Origin of the sequence: Actinomyces sp. 432 (assembly GCF_009930875.1) — a bacterium.
Classification (GTDB): Bacteria; Actinomycetota; Actinomycetes; order Actinomycetales; family Actinomycetaceae; genus Actinomyces.
Window position 1 is genome coordinate 784,672 of record NZ_CP025249.1, and the last position, 13,833, is coordinate 798,504.

General features: G+C 66.7%; 15 protein-coding genes, 1 pseudogene and 1 CRISPR repeat array. Of the genes and pseudogenes, 4 read left to right on the plus strand and 12 right to left on the minus strand.

Annotated elements, in window-relative coordinates; translation table 11 throughout:
* The first annotated feature begins 39 nt into the window (after nucleotides 1-39).
* Nucleotides 40-1,695 carry a S1C family serine protease gene (locus CWT12_RS03180; protein WP_161923681.1) on the plus strand — a complete coding sequence of 552 codons (1,656 nt, stop codon included), beginning with the start codon at nucleotides 40-42 and terminating at the stop codon, nucleotides 1,693-1,695.
* A gap of 92 nt (nucleotides 1,696-1,787) precedes the next feature.
* Here the strand turns inward: CWT12_RS03180 and purU are convergent, their stop codons facing one another.
* From purU to rpmB, 6 genes are all read right to left on the minus strand, one after another.
* Complete coding sequence (gene purU / locus CWT12_RS03185; RefSeq protein WP_161923682.1) at nucleotides 1,788-2,663, minus strand: formyltetrahydrofolate deformylase; 876 nt, start codon at nucleotides 2,661-2,663, stop codon at nucleotides 1,788-1,790.
* Nucleotides 2,664-2,784: 121 nt separating this feature from the next.
* Nucleotides 2,785-2,907, minus strand: a complete 123-nt coding sequence (gene ykgO / locus CWT12_RS03190; protein WP_017194831.1) for a type B 50S ribosomal protein L36 — start codon at nucleotides 2,905-2,907, stop codon at nucleotides 2,785-2,787.
* A 30-nt stretch (nucleotides 2,908-2,937) separates the two neighbouring features.
* Nucleotides 2,938-3,189, minus strand: a complete 252-nt coding sequence (locus CWT12_RS03195; protein ID WP_161923683.1) for a type B 50S ribosomal protein L31 — start codon at nucleotides 3,187-3,189, stop codon at nucleotides 2,938-2,940.
* 73 nt (nucleotides 3,190-3,262) lie between these two features.
* Complete coding sequence (gene rpsN / locus CWT12_RS03200; protein ID WP_161923684.1) at nucleotides 3,263-3,565, minus strand: 30S ribosomal protein S14; 303 nt, start codon at nucleotides 3,563-3,565, stop codon at nucleotides 3,263-3,265.
* Entirely contained in the window at nucleotides 3,565-3,738 is a 174-nt protein-coding gene (rpmG, locus tag CWT12_RS03205; protein WP_161923685.1) for a 50S ribosomal protein L33, read from the minus strand. Before rpmG ends, rpsN begins: the two co-directional genes overlap by 1 nt.
* Entirely contained in the window at nucleotides 3,738-3,974 is a 237-nt protein-coding gene (gene rpmB / locus CWT12_RS03210; protein ID WP_161923686.1) for a 50S ribosomal protein L28, read from the minus strand. Before rpmB ends, rpmG begins: the two co-directional genes overlap by 1 nt.
* A gap of 49 nt (nucleotides 3,975-4,023) precedes the next feature.
* On the opposite strand from rpmB, the gene CWT12_RS13775 reads away from it, so the two are divergent.
* From CWT12_RS13775 to CWT12_RS03220, 3 genes are all read left to right on the plus strand, one after another.
* A complete protein-coding gene (locus CWT12_RS13775) occupies nucleotides 4,024-4,581 on the plus strand; it encodes a hypothetical protein (RefSeq protein WP_237564288.1) in 558 nt (185 codons plus the stop codon).
* Nucleotides 4,544-5,164 carry a GTP-binding protein gene (locus CWT12_RS13780; RefSeq protein ID WP_237564289.1) on the plus strand — a complete coding sequence of 207 codons (621 nt, stop codon included), beginning with the start codon at nucleotides 4,544-4,546 and terminating at the stop codon, nucleotides 5,162-5,164. The genes CWT12_RS13775 and CWT12_RS13780 overlap by 38 nt, the downstream gene beginning before the upstream one ends.
* Nucleotides 5,165-5,200: 36 nt before the next feature.
* A CRISPR array of direct repeats spans nucleotides 5,201-8,340; the repeat unit is 28 nt; unit sequence GGATCATCCCCGCTCGCGCGGGGTCGAC.
* Nucleotides 8,341-8,671: 331 nt separating this feature from the next.
* On the plus strand, nucleotides 8,672-9,472 hold the full coding sequence (locus CWT12_RS03220) for a transposase family protein (RefSeq protein ID WP_161923687.1): 801 nt from the start codon (nucleotides 8,672-8,674) through the stop codon (nucleotides 9,470-9,472).
* A gap of 89 nt (nucleotides 9,473-9,561) precedes the next feature.
* On the opposite strand, the pseudogene cas2e reads toward CWT12_RS03220, so the two are convergent.
* The 6 genes and pseudogenes from cas2e to casB all read right to left on the minus strand — a co-directional run.
* A pseudogene (gene cas2e / locus CWT12_RS13785) lies at nucleotides 9,562-9,750 on the minus strand (type I-E CRISPR-associated endoribonuclease Cas2e); the annotation flags it as partial.
* Nucleotides 9,744-10,682 (minus strand): type I-E CRISPR-associated endonuclease Cas1e, encoded by a 939-nt coding sequence (gene cas1e, locus CWT12_RS03230; protein ID WP_161923688.1) that lies wholly within the window; start codon nucleotides 10,680-10,682, stop codon nucleotides 9,744-9,746. The gene cas1e and the pseudogene cas2e, both read right to left, overlap by 7 nt.
* A 3-nt stretch (nucleotides 10,683-10,685) precedes the next feature.
* Nucleotides 10,686-11,369 carry a type I-E CRISPR-associated protein Cas6/Cse3/CasE gene (gene cas6e / locus CWT12_RS03235; protein WP_161923689.1) on the minus strand — a complete coding sequence of 228 codons (684 nt, stop codon included), beginning with the start codon at nucleotides 11,367-11,369 and terminating at the stop codon, nucleotides 10,686-10,688.
* Entirely contained in the window at nucleotides 11,360-12,097 is a 738-nt protein-coding gene (gene cas5e / locus CWT12_RS03240; protein WP_161923690.1) for a type I-E CRISPR-associated protein Cas5/CasD, read from the minus strand. Before cas5e ends, cas6e begins: the two co-directional genes overlap by 10 nt.
* Nucleotides 12,097-13,224: a type I-E CRISPR-associated protein Cas7/Cse4/CasC gene (gene cas7e / locus CWT12_RS03245; RefSeq protein ID WP_161923691.1), complete on the minus strand. Its 1,128-nt coding sequence runs from the start codon at nucleotides 13,222-13,224 to the stop codon at nucleotides 12,097-12,099. The genes cas5e and cas7e overlap by 1 nt, the downstream gene beginning before the upstream one ends.
* Before the next feature lies 1 nt (nucleotide 13,225).
* A complete protein-coding gene (gene casB / locus CWT12_RS03250; protein ID WP_237564290.1) occupies nucleotides 13,226-13,831 on the minus strand; it encodes a type I-E CRISPR-associated protein Cse2/CasB in 606 nt (201 codons plus the stop codon).
* Nucleotides 13,832-13,833: the final 2 nt, after the last annotated feature.

Below are 13,833 nucleotides of genomic sequence, written 5' to 3' on the forward strand. Positions count from 1 at the left end.
GACGTCTACTGAGCGGGCTGAGGCCCGAGGAGGAGAGCCATGAGCACGAACGATCCCTTCGCCGCATCCGGGGACGCCAACCGGCCGTCGAGCGATGACACGCAGCCTCTGGGCGGCGGCCCGGCATCGACTCAGCCAGGCTCCGGTTACACGGGCACCGGTGGTGGGAGTGGCGCCGCCTACGGGCCCGGACCTGACGGAGTCGGCGCTTCGGGTTCTTCGTCGCCCTACACGTCCGCGCCCCAGGCGCCTGCCGGGTACAACTTCGGTCGCAACTCCGCGTCGGGCTCCGGATCCTCCCCCTACGCGCCGTCCGGGCAGGCCGCCGGCTCCTGGGCCTACGGGAATACCGCCGACCAGGCATCCGGTGCGGGTGCTTACCAGAGCCCCTACCAGCAGCTGAGCGCACAGAGCTCCAGCGCTGCCGGGAGCGCTCAGCCACCCTTCCCGCCGCAGAACCAGCCACAGGGTCAGCCGCTGACTCCCTCGGGTCCTGAACCCCGCGGGGGCAGCCGCGGTCCGGGGTGGGGCGGAGTGATCGCCACGTCCCTGGTGACCGCCCTGCTCGCCTCCGGGGGCGCGGTGGCCGCGGTGCACTATCTGGGAGACAGCGATGACTCCGCCCGCTCCTCCTCGGCGCCGACGGCGATTGCCACCGGTTCTACGACGCAGACCGTCTCCTCCACCGGCACTGCCCCCGACTGGGAGGCTGTCACCGCGGCCGTGTCCAACGCCGTCGTCTCCATCACCGTAGCTGTCAGTGAGGGCACGGCCGTCGGCTCCGGCGTTATCTACGACTCGTCCGGACATATCATCACCAACAACCACGTGGTCGCCGGTGCCTCCAAGATCCAGGTGACGCTGGCGGACGGGCGCATCTACGAGGCGGAGACCACCGGTACCGACCCGGCCACCGACCTGGCCGTCATTGAGCTGGTTGACGCCCCGAATGACTTGACGGTAGCTCAGTTCGGCAACTCCGACGATCTGGTCACGGGTGAGAATGTCATGGCTATCGGCAACCCGCTGGGGCTGTCCTCCACGGCTACCACCGGTATCATCTCCGCCCTGAACCGCCCGGTGGTCACCGTCCAGGAGGAGACTGACACATCCAACCAGGGTGGCTCCTCCCTGCCGGATCAGCTCAGTGGCCTGCTGGGGCACTCGCAGACAACCACCACGCAGGTATACACCAACGCCATTCAGATCGACGCGGCGGTGAACCCCGGCAACTCCGGTGGCCCGCTGTTCGATGACACCGGTGCCGTCATCGGTATCACCAGCTCGATCGCCAGCATGTCGAGCTCGGCGGAGTCGGCAGGCTCAATCGGCATCGGCTTCGCGATCCCGTCCAACCTGGCGCAGAAGGTCGCCGACCAGCTGATTGAAAACGGCACGGCCACACACGCCTACCTGGGTGTAGCGATCGGCGATGGTGGAGCCACCACCTCCGAGGGCGTGACTCGGGCCGGTGCCGAGGTCGGCGATGTTGAGTCCGGTTCTCCCGCGGATCAGGCCGGTATCAAGGCGGGTGACGTCATTACCGCAATCGATGGGAAGGCCACCAGCCAGGCGGCCGCGCTGACCGGCTTCGTGCGGCAGTACTCCGCCGGGGACGAGGTCACCTTGACCGTTATCCGTGACGGCGCGGAGATCGAGATTCCCGTCACCTTGAAGGAGCGCCAGGACTCCTGAGCAGCAGCGGGTCGAACCGGCTGAAGTCGGCTGGGCATCGGCTGAATTGGCCGGGGCGTCAGACGGGCGTCCCGGCCAATTCATGCACGGACTCAGGCGAAGACGACTGTTCGGTGACCGTTGAGCAGCACCCGGTGCTCGGCGTGCCAGCGCACGGCCTGCGCGAGCACCCGCCTCTCGACGTCCTGCCCCTTGGCGCGCAGCGTATCCACGGAGTCCTCGTGGCTGGCGCGGGTGACGTCCTGCTCAATGATGGGACCCTCATCCAGGTCCGGGGTTACGTAGTGGGCGGTCGCGCCGATCAGCTTCACGCCGCGCTCATGGGCCTGCCGGTAGGGGTTGGCGCCCTTGAAGCTCGGCAGGAACGAGTGGTGGATGTTGACCACTGCGCCGTGGAGGCGCTCGCACAGGGCGGGGGAGAGGATCTGCATGTAGCGAGCCAGCACCACCAGCTCAACATCCAGGGAGTCCACTAGCTCCAGCAGCTGCGCCTCGGCGTCGGCCTTGGTCTCCTTGGTGACCGGGACGTGGTGGAAGGGGACCCCGTAGAAGTCGGCCACCGGCTGCAGGTCCTCATGGTTGCCGACCACGCCGACGACGTCGATCGGCAGGCCCTGGCTGCGGGCTCGGAAGAGCAGGTCGGTCAGGCAGTGGCCCTCCTTGGAGACCATGATCAGGGTGCGCATGGGGCGGCCGACCTCATCCAGCGACCAGGTCATGGAGTAGGTGCGGGCTAGCTCGGCCAGGTCCTTCTCCAGCTCCTCCCGGGCCACGGTGGTCATCACCTGGACGCGCATGAAGAACAAGCCGGAGACCTCGTCGCCGAACTGCTTGGACTCGGTGATGTTACCGCCGCGCCGGGCCAGTGCGCCGGAGACGGCGTTGACGATACCGGGGCGGTCTGGGCAGGACAGTGTCAGCACGAGGTGGCGGGCGTCGGCGGGCATGGCGGGAGCGGACGTGGTCATGGCAGGAGGGTAGCCGGGCCGGATGGGGGCGGGGTAACAGGTACCGGGCAGGTGATGAATTGACGGCGGGGCGGGCCGGGCTGGGGCGGGCCGCTACAGCCCGACCGCCCGCCGCTCGTGCTCAGCCCTGGCGGGCCTTGAAACGCGGGTTCTTCTTGTTGATGACATAGGTGTGGCCGCGGCGGCGCACCACCTTGCTGCCCGGCTGCTTGGCAAGTGACCGGATGGAAGCGCGGACCTTCATGGAATCTCCTTTCAGCGACGTGCGGGGGTATCAGCGGGAGCGCTTGCCGTAGCGCCTCTCGAACTTCTCCACCCGGCCGGCTGTGTCTAGAACGCGGCCCCTGCCCGTCCAGAACGGGTGCGAGGCGCTGGAGATGTCGACGTCGACCAGCGGGTAGGTGTTGCCGTCCTCCCATTGGATGGTTCGGGGTGACGTGATGGTGGAACGCGTGAGGAAGGCGAAGTCGGCAGACTTGTCACGAAAGACCACTGGGTGGTAGTCGGGGTGGATTCCCGGGCGCATGTGGTGATTCCTTCTCGAGCTCATGTGGGACTGACTTTGGTAGCAGCGTCGGAATGGAGGTCCGAAGGACCTATCAGGACGACTTGGTGATGCCGGGTAATTCGCCGCGTAGGGCCATCTCCCGGAAGCGGATTCGGCTGACTCCAGCCTTGCGCAGATAGCCGCGCGGGCGGCCGTCAACGGCGTCGCGGTTGCGCAGCCGCGTGGGGGAGGCGTCGCGGGGCAGCGCGTGCAAGGCGGCCATGGCTGCGCGACGCTCATGCTCAGTCAGGGCGGGACTGACGCTAGCCCGTTTCAGCTCCGCTCGCCGCTCGGTGTAGCGGGCTACGGTCCGGCGGCGGCGCGCATCGGCTACGCGCTTGGACTTCTTGGCCATCAGCGGGACTCCGTGAATTCGACATGCCTGCGGATGATCGGGTCGTACTTGCGTATGACCAGACGGTCCGGTGTATTACGACGGTTCTTGCGGGTGACGTAGGTGTATCCGGTGCCGGTGGTGGATACCAGCTTGATGACCGGACGCAGATCCCTGCCCTTGGCGGATGCCATCAGACTCGCTCCCCTCTGGCGCGCATCTGCGCGACGACGACGTCAATGCCCAACTTGTCGATGATCTTGATGCCCTTGGCGCCGACCGTGAGCGTGACCCTTCTTCCCAGAGAGGGCACCCAGTAGTGCTTGGTCTGCAGGTTGGGCAGCCACCGACGCTTTGAGCGGCGGTGGGAATGTGAGATCGAGTACCCCGTGACTGGGCGGGCCCCTGTGACTTGGCAGTAGCGGCTCATGGGGCGCACTATATGCGAACGATTCCCGTTATCGTCAACTGGAGGTGCCGTGCACTGCCTCACGCTCATCAGCGCCGTCGACCCGCTGCTGCTTGACCTGGTCGCTCTCGCCCTACACGGCGAGGAGGCACTCGTCATTCAGGCGACCCTTGTCCCCGAGCAAGGTGAGCATGGAGTCATACGACTCGCCACTATGTCGCCGATTGAGTCGGACTCGGGCACGGTCTCGAGTGCCATCTCAGTCATCGACGTCCCCCGCTCCCGGGAGTGCTGGACCTGTTCCCTACGGGAGGTGCTGATCGCCGTCGGCGCGGACCGAGCTCGAATCGAAGCGGACGGAACCACCGTTATCCTGCTGCCGGTCGGGGTGGAACTAGTGCACCTGGTCCCGGGTATGGCTGTGGAACTCGAAATGATGCCGGGCGTGACACTCGCCGGAGTCGCGCACGTCATTGACCTCGACTCCGCTGCTGACCATTTGCTGGAGCATCGGTCGTCGGCCGCATTCGCCGGCGGGGCGTACGCCGACGCCGGCCGCTGCAGCGGTGAGATACACATGGCCGGCATCGGTGGTTGTTACCCTCGGCGAGGATCCGGTCGGACGTGACCTAGTAGAGCATCTGCGCCCCCACGACACGCTGCTGCTACCGGGCTTGGACATGCCAATGCTTCCGGAGCTGCTAGCGGTCCGGCACGATGCTGAGCTGGCTCTGGCGCGCGTGCATCCTGCCACTACCAGGGCGTGGGGAGGACCCATTGAGCACGGGGTGCGCACGCTGGACCTGTTTTCCGAGCTGCCCTTCCACCCGGGGCGGCTGCGCGAATTCGTCGCCGATCTGGCCGGTAATGGTTTGCTCGCCCGCGGCTGCTTCTGGCTGCCCAGCCGTCCTGGGCGCGTGTGTACCTGGGAGGTGGCCGGTGGAGTTGTCAGTGTGGGGGATGCCGGGCCCTGGGATGCAGCGCTGAGTGTGAAAGTGAATTCGCTGGAGGGCGCGGCTCTAGGGCAGAAGCAGGGCGGTGGGGAGGGGCCGCGCTGCCACCTGGTTGTCACGGGTATTGCGGATGAGGCGCAGTGTGCGCGCGTTGCCGACGCCTTTCACCGGATACTGCTGCGACCGGAGGAGATGGGTGAGGCACTGGCCTGGGTCGGGGTCCCAGACGGGCTGGAGGACTGGTTCGGGCGGGAATGAGCGCTTCCCCGATGAAGTGAGGCGGTCGGTGGGGGCGCATTATCGCAGCTCGTGCGGGGTCGACCGGCTGTTTACAAGACAGCTGCTCTAGCGATGCGGATCATCCCCGCTCGCGCGGGGTCGACGGCCAAGATGAACAGGTCGACGTCTCTTATGTCGGATCATCCCCGCTCGCGCGGGGTCGACTCGCGCCCCGGACCGTCACCGAGCGTGTCCGCGGGATCATCCCCGCTCGCGCGGGGTCGACTGTGGCGCCGGCTGCCTGCATGGCGCGTGCGGCGGATCATCCCCGCTCGCGCGGGGTCGACGCATGACCGCGCAGGAGCTGCTGGGACACCTCAGGATCATCCCCGCTCGCGCGGGGTCGACCAGGAGGGCGTCCCCGTCAACCAGGCCCAGTTGGGATCATCCCCGCTCGCGCGGGGTCGACGGCAGGGAGTCCAGGAGGGCTGCCTGCGTGTCGGGATCATCCCCGCTCGCGCGGGGTCGACCCCTCCCGGGCTGTGGGGCAGACTCCCCGCCGGGGATCATCCCCGCTCGCGCGGGGTCGACTGGACGGCGGCGGTCAGGTCGGCGAGGAGGTCGGGATCATCCCCGCTCGCGCGGGGTCGACGTGCGTACCCCTGGCGACGGCGGCCGGTCGCCCGGATCATCCCCGCTCGCGCGGGGTCGACACCAGCAGCTCCCCACCGGACGCGGAGATGGCCGGATCATCCCCGCTCGCGCGGGGTCGACTGGTGGGTCGGATGCGCGTGGAGGCGGAGGGCGGGATCATCCCCGCTCGCGCGGGGTCGACGTACCCAGCAACAACGACGGCCGCGCCGAGGTCGGATCATCCCCGCTCGCGCGGGGTCGACGGCACGGCTCCCTGGGCGGCGTTGATCTCCCGCGGATCATCCCCGCTCGCGCGGGGTCGACCGTCACCCAACGCTTAAATCGAGCCGCGTCGGGGATCATCCCCGCTCGCGCGGGGTCGACGTTTGAATGTTTGCTTGGTTGATTGATTGGTTGGGATCATCCCCGCTCGCGCGGGGTCGACGTTTGAATGTTTGCTTGGTTGATTGATTGGTCGTGGATCATCCCCGCTCGCGCGGGGTCGACGACGGGAGTGTGTAGATGTCGAGCCAGGGGCCGGGATCATCCCCGCTCGCGCGGGGTCGACCCCATTGCGTATTGCGCGTACGACTGCGCGTTAGGATCATCCCCGCTCGCGCGGGGTCGACTGACTCACTCTTCCTCTACGATTCGCTGTCCTCGGATCATCCCCGCTCGCGCGGGGTCGACGGCAGGCCCGCGACCACGTCCTGGAGCAGGCAGGGATCATCCCCGCTCGCGCGGGGTCGACATGGTGAATGTCGGGATGAAGCCGACTGCTGCGGGATCATCCCCGCTCGCGCGGGGTCGACCCGATTCACGTACGTCTATTAGCAACACGGGCGGGATCATCCCCGCTCGCGCGGGGTCGACGCCAATCCCGCGGCACCGTCGCCACGGGTCATGGGATCATCCCCGCTCGCGCTGGGTCGACGCCCACTGGGACGCTCGTATGAGCAGGGCTGCCGGATCATCCCCGCTCGCGCGGGGTCGACGCACGCGTACGGAGGTGGGCTCCAAGATGCCTGGGATCATCCCCGCTCGCGCGGGGTCGACGCGCCGCCGTTGACCTTGTGCGCTGAGCCACGCGGATCATCCCCGCTCGCGCGGGGTCGACGCTTGCGCAGCATCTCGGTGTCGAGGTCATTAAGGATCATCCCCGCTCGCGCGGGGTCGACGACGGCGTGATGGGCTGGCGGTCGTGGAAGGTCGGATCATCCCCGCTCGCGCGGGGTCGACATCGCCTACCGTGCCGGTGAGGCGCGGTGGCAGGGATCATCCCCGCTCGCGCGGGGTCGACGGCGTCCGGCGGGTAATCCTAGCGTAATCGTGAGGATCATCCCCGCTCGCGCGGGGTCGACAACGCCACAGATTTGGGGCAGATTCGGACGCAGGGATCATCCCCGCTCGCGCGGGGTCGACGGCAGGGCGTCGATCTCGGAGGCCGTCCACCCCGGATCATCCCCGCTCGCGCGGGGTCGACCCCTTATTGTCACTAATCATCGATGCGGTTCCGGGATCATCCCCGCTCGCGCGGGGTCGACATCTCCTGCCGCAGCTGCTCGCCCGTGATCGGGGGATCATCCCCGCTCGCGCGGGGTCGACGGGCAGGTGCCCGCCGTCCGGGGCCAGCAGGATGGATCATCCCCGCTCGCGCGGGGTCGACACGGCATCGGTGGCCCCATGACCATCAAGATGCGGATCATCCCCGCTCGCGCGGGGTCGACTCAGCGGTCGCCTTGGCGGAGTCAGCGGTCGCCGGATCATCCCCGCTCGCGCGGGGTCGACGCTCCGCCTGGATGAGTGACTGCGCAGATCCCGGGATCATCCCCGCTCGCGCGGGGTCGACGGCAGTATGAGGTGCCGTACGCGCCGACCGGGGGGATCATCCCCGCTCGCGCGGGGTCGACGAGGCTCACCGCAGCGAGCTGAACGACAAGTTGGGATCATCCCCGCTCGCGCGGGGTCGACCTTCGGCAGGTGCAGGAGGGTATGCCTGCAATTGGATCATCCCCGCTCGCGCGGGGTCGACCCGGGGCACCAAGACTAAGCTGTCCCTATACCAGGATCATCCCCGCTCGCGCGGGGTCGACTCACGTACCGCGACGGGCTCACATACCTAGAAGGGATCATCCCCGCTCGCGCGGGGTCGACCTTAAGGCGCACACCTACGACCCTGATACCGAGGGATCATCCCCGCTCGCGCGGGGTCGACGCGGCAGCGACTGCCCCGACCGTGCCGCCCCGAGGATCATCCCCGCTCGCGCGGGGTCGACCCGATGACTGACCCGGCCATCATCACCCCCATCGGATCATCCCCGCTCGCGCGGGGTCGACCCCCACACCCAAGTGTCTGGGTGTGGGGCGGCAGGATCATCCCCGCTCGCGCGGGGTCGACGGAGCCCCGGACGGGTACGGCCTGTACGGCGTCCGGATCATCCCCGCTCGCGCGGGGTCGACCGGCGGTTCCCCTGTCTCCCGCGGCGGGCGTCGGGATCATCCCCGCTCGCGCGGGGTCGACGCGACCAAGTACGGGGCCGCCCAGAGCCTCGCGGGATCATCCCCGCTCGCGCGGGGTCGACGCTTGCGGATCCTTGGAATCCCAACGCCACGACAGCAAACTCTACACGTGATTCCTTTACTGCTGACCTAGTGCCAGCTCCGCCGAGTTGCGGAAGCGACGCCGTCGAGCAGCGATCGACCATGACTCCTTGGCTGGTCTCACCGCGCCGGGAATCGACTTGGCTCCTTCGATCTGCCGGTACGGTGAGCGTTTCTCATCAGGGTTGAGGGGGTGCGGGTTGGGATCGTTGGGATGGTGCGGGAAGGTGGGTGTGTCGTTGGTGGGTGCACGCGGAGCCTTCCGGCAGCATGTGTTTCGACCAAGAAAGCAAGCCCGGAAAGGGGCTCCGCGTGCTGTCCTATCGTGCCACTCTCGACGTCCCCGTGACTACTGCCCGCACCGTGTCCCGTTGGATCACCGCCCACCGCCGCCACCACGATGCGCGTCCCTGGCAGCGGGCCGCTACCAGCTGGGCCCAGGCTGTCATGCTGCTGCGCTGGCTGATCGAGGCCCCGGCCGTGACCACCGTGGCCCGCGACGCAGGAGTCTCACCCGCTACCGCCTACCGGTACCTGCATGAGGCCCTGGACGTCGTATCGTCAAAGGCGCCGGACCTGCCCGACGTGCTACGCACCCTGAAGGACAAGGGTGAGCCGTTCGTGTGCCTGGACGGCACCCTCATCCGCACCGACCGGGTCGCCGAGCGTGACCCCGATACCGGATACCACCTGTGGTACTCGGGCAAGCACAAGGCCTTCGGTGGGAACGTGCAGGTGCTTACCGACCACACGGGCTACCCCGTGTGGACATCCCAGGTGGAGCCGGGCTCCACCCATGACATCGAGGCCGCCAGAGCCCATGTGCTGCCGGCCCTGTACCCGGTAGCCGCCCAGGGCATGGCGACGCTGGCGGACAAGGGCTACGTAGGCGCAGGCATCGGTATCAAGACGCCCATCAAGGGCTCCAAGCCCGACACCGGGGCGCGCTCCTACAACCAGGTCCAAGCCAGCCTGCGAGCCCCCGCCGAGCGAGCCAACGCCCTCCTAAAGGGCTTCAAAGCCCTCAAACGAGTCACCCTCGACCCAGCCACCATCACCAACATCACCGCCACCGCCCTAGTCATACTCAACCTGAACAACAACCTCCCCTGATGAGAAAGGCTCGGTGTACGCATCACTATGCAGCCCTCGATATCGACCGGGTCGCGATCGTGGCCTAGAGAAGCGATTTCGAAGTGCTGCTCGGAGCGTGTGGACCAGATGAGCAGTGCCCTACCGTCGCCGATGTACGCCCTGATGAGCTCCCACAACTGTTCACGCACCCGGGCTGACAGACGACCGACAAACACGCCCGGACTCACCTCGAGCAGCCAACGCGTCATAGCGCCACGCAGAGAGGCGGGCGCGGCGGAAAGAATCAGCACTACCATCCGCCCGCATCCTCTTCCGAGTAGTTCGCGCCACCGGCAACTAGACGGCGTTGGTAATCCCACAGGGAAACCACGTTGACGCTCAGATCATCCTCCGCCTCGGCGCCCAGCAAGTTGCAGATGTCCTTGACGGCGCGTTCAATGACGCGCAAGTCGAACACCTTGTCGCGCACTCGACGCCTGGTAGTGCCGGTCAAGTCCTCCATGCCCTCGGCCACGACGTCGAAGGCCATGGGGATCGTAGTCTCCGCCTTATAAAGGTCAGCGACGTCGTACACGAAGGAACGCTCGTGCCCGGTATGCACGAAGCCCAGGCCCGGCGAACAACCCAGCGAGACAATGACGCCGTGCACTACTCCGTAAAGGGCAGCATGGGCGGCGGACAGCGCCTGGTTGATCGGATCTGACGCCTCGAAGTCATCGGGCCGGTAGTCGCGGCGAGTCCACGGAACGCCGGTCCTGCGGGAGTTCTCCCGATAGATTTCGCGCACACGGGCACCCTCCCTTCCGCGCAGCTGCTGCATGGTGAGGCCACTGACGTCCTCACCATGGAAACGCATGGAGTACATCTCCCGGGCCACCCGCAGACGCTTCTGCGGCGAGGAGACTCTGGCCGCCTGCTCCTCCAGCAAGCGGGTCGAGGTGGCCAACGAGCGTCCATGCGCGTAGTAGCGCACGCCCCGTTCACCGACCCAGACGGCAGTCGTCCCGCACTCGCCCAGCAGACACATGGCCTGATGGCTCACCGAGGTGCCGGGACCCAGAAGCACCGCGATCAGCGAGGCTGCCGGGACTCGGACAGTGCCCTGGTCATTGCGTGCTGTAAGCGCTCCGTCCTCGCGGTGCACCACGCATTGCTCCACATAGAGGAATGTCATGCGATCCTGCACGCGGGGGAGCGCAGTCACGGGAACCGGCAGCATCCGGGCCATGGTTCAGCGCCGCCCCACTCGTGCGAGGGTCATGAGCCCACACCCATACGCCTTTGAACGCCCGATCCCTGCCACTAACGCGTGACGGAGCCTGTCCGGATCCGTCACGTGCAGCACACCTTCATAAACGGTCCGGTTGATCGTGACGCGGTCGCGTACCTCGGCGTCAGGCCGCTGACGGTTGAAGATCGGGCGCTCTCGGCGGACGACGACGACGGACTGCGCTGCCTCGCCGTCGTACCCCTCGGCTGGGACAAGCTCGAATCCGTAGTTGGGGGTGCGGTTTATCAACCACTGACGTTGCTGCTCGACGGTCACGTGGCCGTACCGCTTTCCCCGTTTGCCGGGGCCCTGCGCGACCGAACGCGAGGGGTTGGCGGCCAGACGGAACGCCCACAGCTGGCCGGAGTCCAGCTGGTTCAGAAACGGCGAGTAGTCGAGAGTTCGAGCCTGCGAATCCTGAACGCCGGCGTCGGACACAATCTGTGTGCAGTCGGGCTCCGAGGGGGTAAGCAAGTAGAGCGAGGTACTTGCTCCGGGGTCAGCCCGCCACAGGACCCTACCTGCGCCGCCCATCGCATCCACTCCCGCAGCCTTCATAACGACGGCGTGCATTACCTGCGGCGAGCCCAGGTACTTGCGGGCGAGGCGTCGGGACGGATCAAGGTCAATCTTCGTCAGGAACACTGCGCGGCCTCCTCCACATCGGCCATCGGATCGTGGGCATCCACTGATGAAGACGACTCGTCCATGAGTGCCGTCACCGGCACCTCCAGCCGTTCTACTTGACGGAACCCGTACTCGCGACGGCGCGGATCGAAGGACGCCGGAACATCACGACTTCCGCGGAGAGCACCCGTGTGAGCATCGGCCGGCACGGCATCCAGGTCCAGCAGCAATTCGGCTCTGAAAGCCGAGCGCCGACGTCGCCGACGGAACCAAGGTGAGGCCAACCAAGGTTCCTCCCTGAGGGCGTCGTAAAGCGACGCATCGCGCAGCCCCAATGACACGGGCTGCGTCGGCGGACATGAGCGTCTGCCCAGGTACAGGGGAAAGACGGGGTGCTTGACCGCCTCGTCAAGCCCCTGAAGGAGCGCCTCGTCACCCTCAATCCCGGCCAGGAATACGGCGTCGGTAAGGTAGTAGCGCTCCGAAAGCGGCATGGAGTCCTTGCCGTCGAGCGATCGGGCGGTGTGAAAGTCGCGGATCACAGTGCCGGGCTGGTCCTTGCGGACGCCGAAGCGGAGCCTGAGTAGATCCTCGATCGGATCTGTCCGCCGTCGGCCGACGGCGGAGGCGAGCATGCCGATCACACCGCTCTTGGTGGGGGCAAGTTCCGTTGCCCGAACGGTGAAACGAGACTTCACCCCCCACGCCTGCATCGGGCCTGCGAGTCGTAGCAGGAGAACAGCCATCAGGACTGCTCCTCGTCGGTGACGCGTGCCGCCACGGTCTCCCGCAGACGGCCGGGAAGGTCCGCGAAGGAGACCCTCTCGCCCAAGGACGCAACGGCGTCTGAGTCCTTCAGGGAGACGACGAAGCTTGCGACAGGCCGTAGGCCGTAGGTGCTTTCCACTGCGCGCGCGTGCTCCGCAAGTGCCTCGATAGAGCGGCCGAGGTAGCCGCGGGTCTCGTCGGTACGAACCGGCTGCTCGAAGGCTCCCACCAGTGAGACCGGCTGGTCATCCCGCACGGAGACGGCGATCGCCTCGGGTACGGTCCGGTTAGCGAAGGTGTTCTGCTTCCCGGTGGGCATGGATAGGCAGAATCCCTTGACGAAGACCTCAAGGGCGCGTAGGGCGGCTTCGCTGTTGCCCAGGTTCTCGGCGAGCAGGTCGAAATTGACGGTGGCATAACGGTACATCGTTGCCGAGGAGAACTCGACCGTGCCCATCATTCCGGCGCCGGCGTCCTCCTCCTCGGAACGGGACTTCGCGTCGTCGACAGCAGTGAAGAAGTCGTACTCGTTCTCGGCGGCGTGGGTGGAGATCGCGTGCGCGACCTGGCAGGCGGCGTCTACGTTTAGATCCGTATCGTCGGCGACCATGCGGCCGAACAGCGACACGTCCACGGCGTGCGCTTCCTTGAAGATCTTCTTGACCGCCTTGGCATCAAGCTTGTCTCCATTGCGTGTGGACGTGATGGCAAGGTCCGAGAGCCGAGCGATCTGGCTAGTAGAGAGGAACAGCAGGTAACCGGATTCCTGCGGAGCATCCTTCTTGCCTCGGGGCGCCGAGAGCTTGATCTTGGCTGCCTTGAAAACGTCCTCAGCCAGTGCGGGGGCGGACTCGGTGAGGTCGGGCGCCTCAGCCACGATCTTGTTTGCCAGCACTTCCACGACGCGCTTAGTGCGGACACCGACGTCGGATGCGTCCAGGAGCTCGTTGAAGTACAGGCGCGTGGCCCGTTTCCAGGACTGGCTGGAGACGCGAAGCCGTCTCACGCCGCCGTAGACGGCGGACTTCGGAGAGCCGGAGTCGTCGCGGTTGACGCAGGACGGCGGCAGGCTCTGGATGATGTGGAGGTCGACGTAAGTGCTCATTTCAGTTCTCCGTGGTAGTAGGGGCGGGTGTGGAATCAAAGGATGCTGCGTCGGTTGCTGAGACGCTCTGGGCTGTGGAAGAGAACCCGCCATATTGGCGGGACCACCGCAGCCGGACGTCTTTGGCGCCACCGGGACGTTGGAAACCGACTAGGTCGTCAGAGAGCATGGCGTGATCCAGGGGGATGCCTCGGGCGCGCAATTGGGAGACGAAGCTCCGCAGGTGATGGCGTAGTTCGCCGATGGTGGTTGACGTGACTAGCGCGTTGAACCGTGCCCGCGCGGAGGGATTCTCCTGGTCATGCGGACCGATTAAGTCTCGCGCCGCGCGGCCAAGCCCGACTCCGGGCTGGAACATTCCCTCGCTCCGCGACTGCTGATGCACGGCATACAGGGTCATGGCGGTGTGCACTGCGAGCTCCTCCCATGTGGGAGCGTCTCCGGCGCTGGAGGCTACAGGCACAGCGGTCAACGACCAGACCTCGGGGAGCTCCCCGGGGGCTCGGTTTGCGGCCTTGCGCAGGGCGGCAACGTCGGCGCGCCCCTGGGACTCATTGCGCAGGTAGCGGGCCTGTAGGCCGTTCTTCCCGCCTAGGCGCTGATCCACGA

What these genes read in the sequence shown, in the direction of transcription:
- cas7e (WP_161923691.1), bottom strand. Translation starts at nt 13,224, where the DNA reads ATGAGCACTTACGTCGACCTCCACATCATCCAGAGCCTGCCGCCGTCC.
- rpmG (WP_161923685.1), bottom strand. Translation starts at nt 3,738, where the DNA reads ATGGCATCCGCCAAGGGCAGGGATCTGCGTCCGGTCATCAAGCTGGTA.
- rpsN (WP_161923684.1), bottom strand. Translation starts at nt 3,565, where the DNA reads ATGGCCAAGAAGTCCAAGCGCGTAGCCGATGCGCGCCGCCGCCGGACC.
- CWT12_RS03180 (WP_161923681.1), top strand. Translation starts at nt 40, where the DNA reads ATGAGCACGAACGATCCCTTCGCCGCATCCGGGGACGCCAACCGGCCG.
- rpmB (WP_161923686.1), bottom strand. Translation starts at nt 3,974, where the DNA reads ATGAGCCGCTACTGCCAAGTCACAGGGGCCCGCCCAGTCACGGGGTAC.
- cas1e (WP_161923688.1), bottom strand. Translation starts at nt 10,682, where the DNA reads ATGGCCCGGATGCTGCCGGTTCCCGTGACTGCGCTCCCCCGCGTGCAG.
- ykgO (WP_017194831.1), bottom strand. Translation starts at nt 2,907, where the DNA reads ATGAAGGTCCGCGCTTCCATCCGGTCACTTGCCAAGCAGCCGGGCAGC.
- CWT12_RS03195 (WP_161923683.1), bottom strand. Translation starts at nt 3,189, where the DNA reads ATGCGCCCGGGAATCCACCCCGACTACCACCCAGTGGTCTTTCGTGAC.
- cas5e (WP_161923690.1), bottom strand. Translation starts at nt 12,097, where the DNA reads ATGGCTGTTCTCCTGCTACGACTCGCAGGCCCGATGCAGGCGTGGGGG.
- purU (WP_161923682.1), bottom strand. Translation starts at nt 2,663, where the DNA reads ATGACCACGTCCGCTCCCGCCATGCCCGCCGACGCCCGCCACCTCGTG.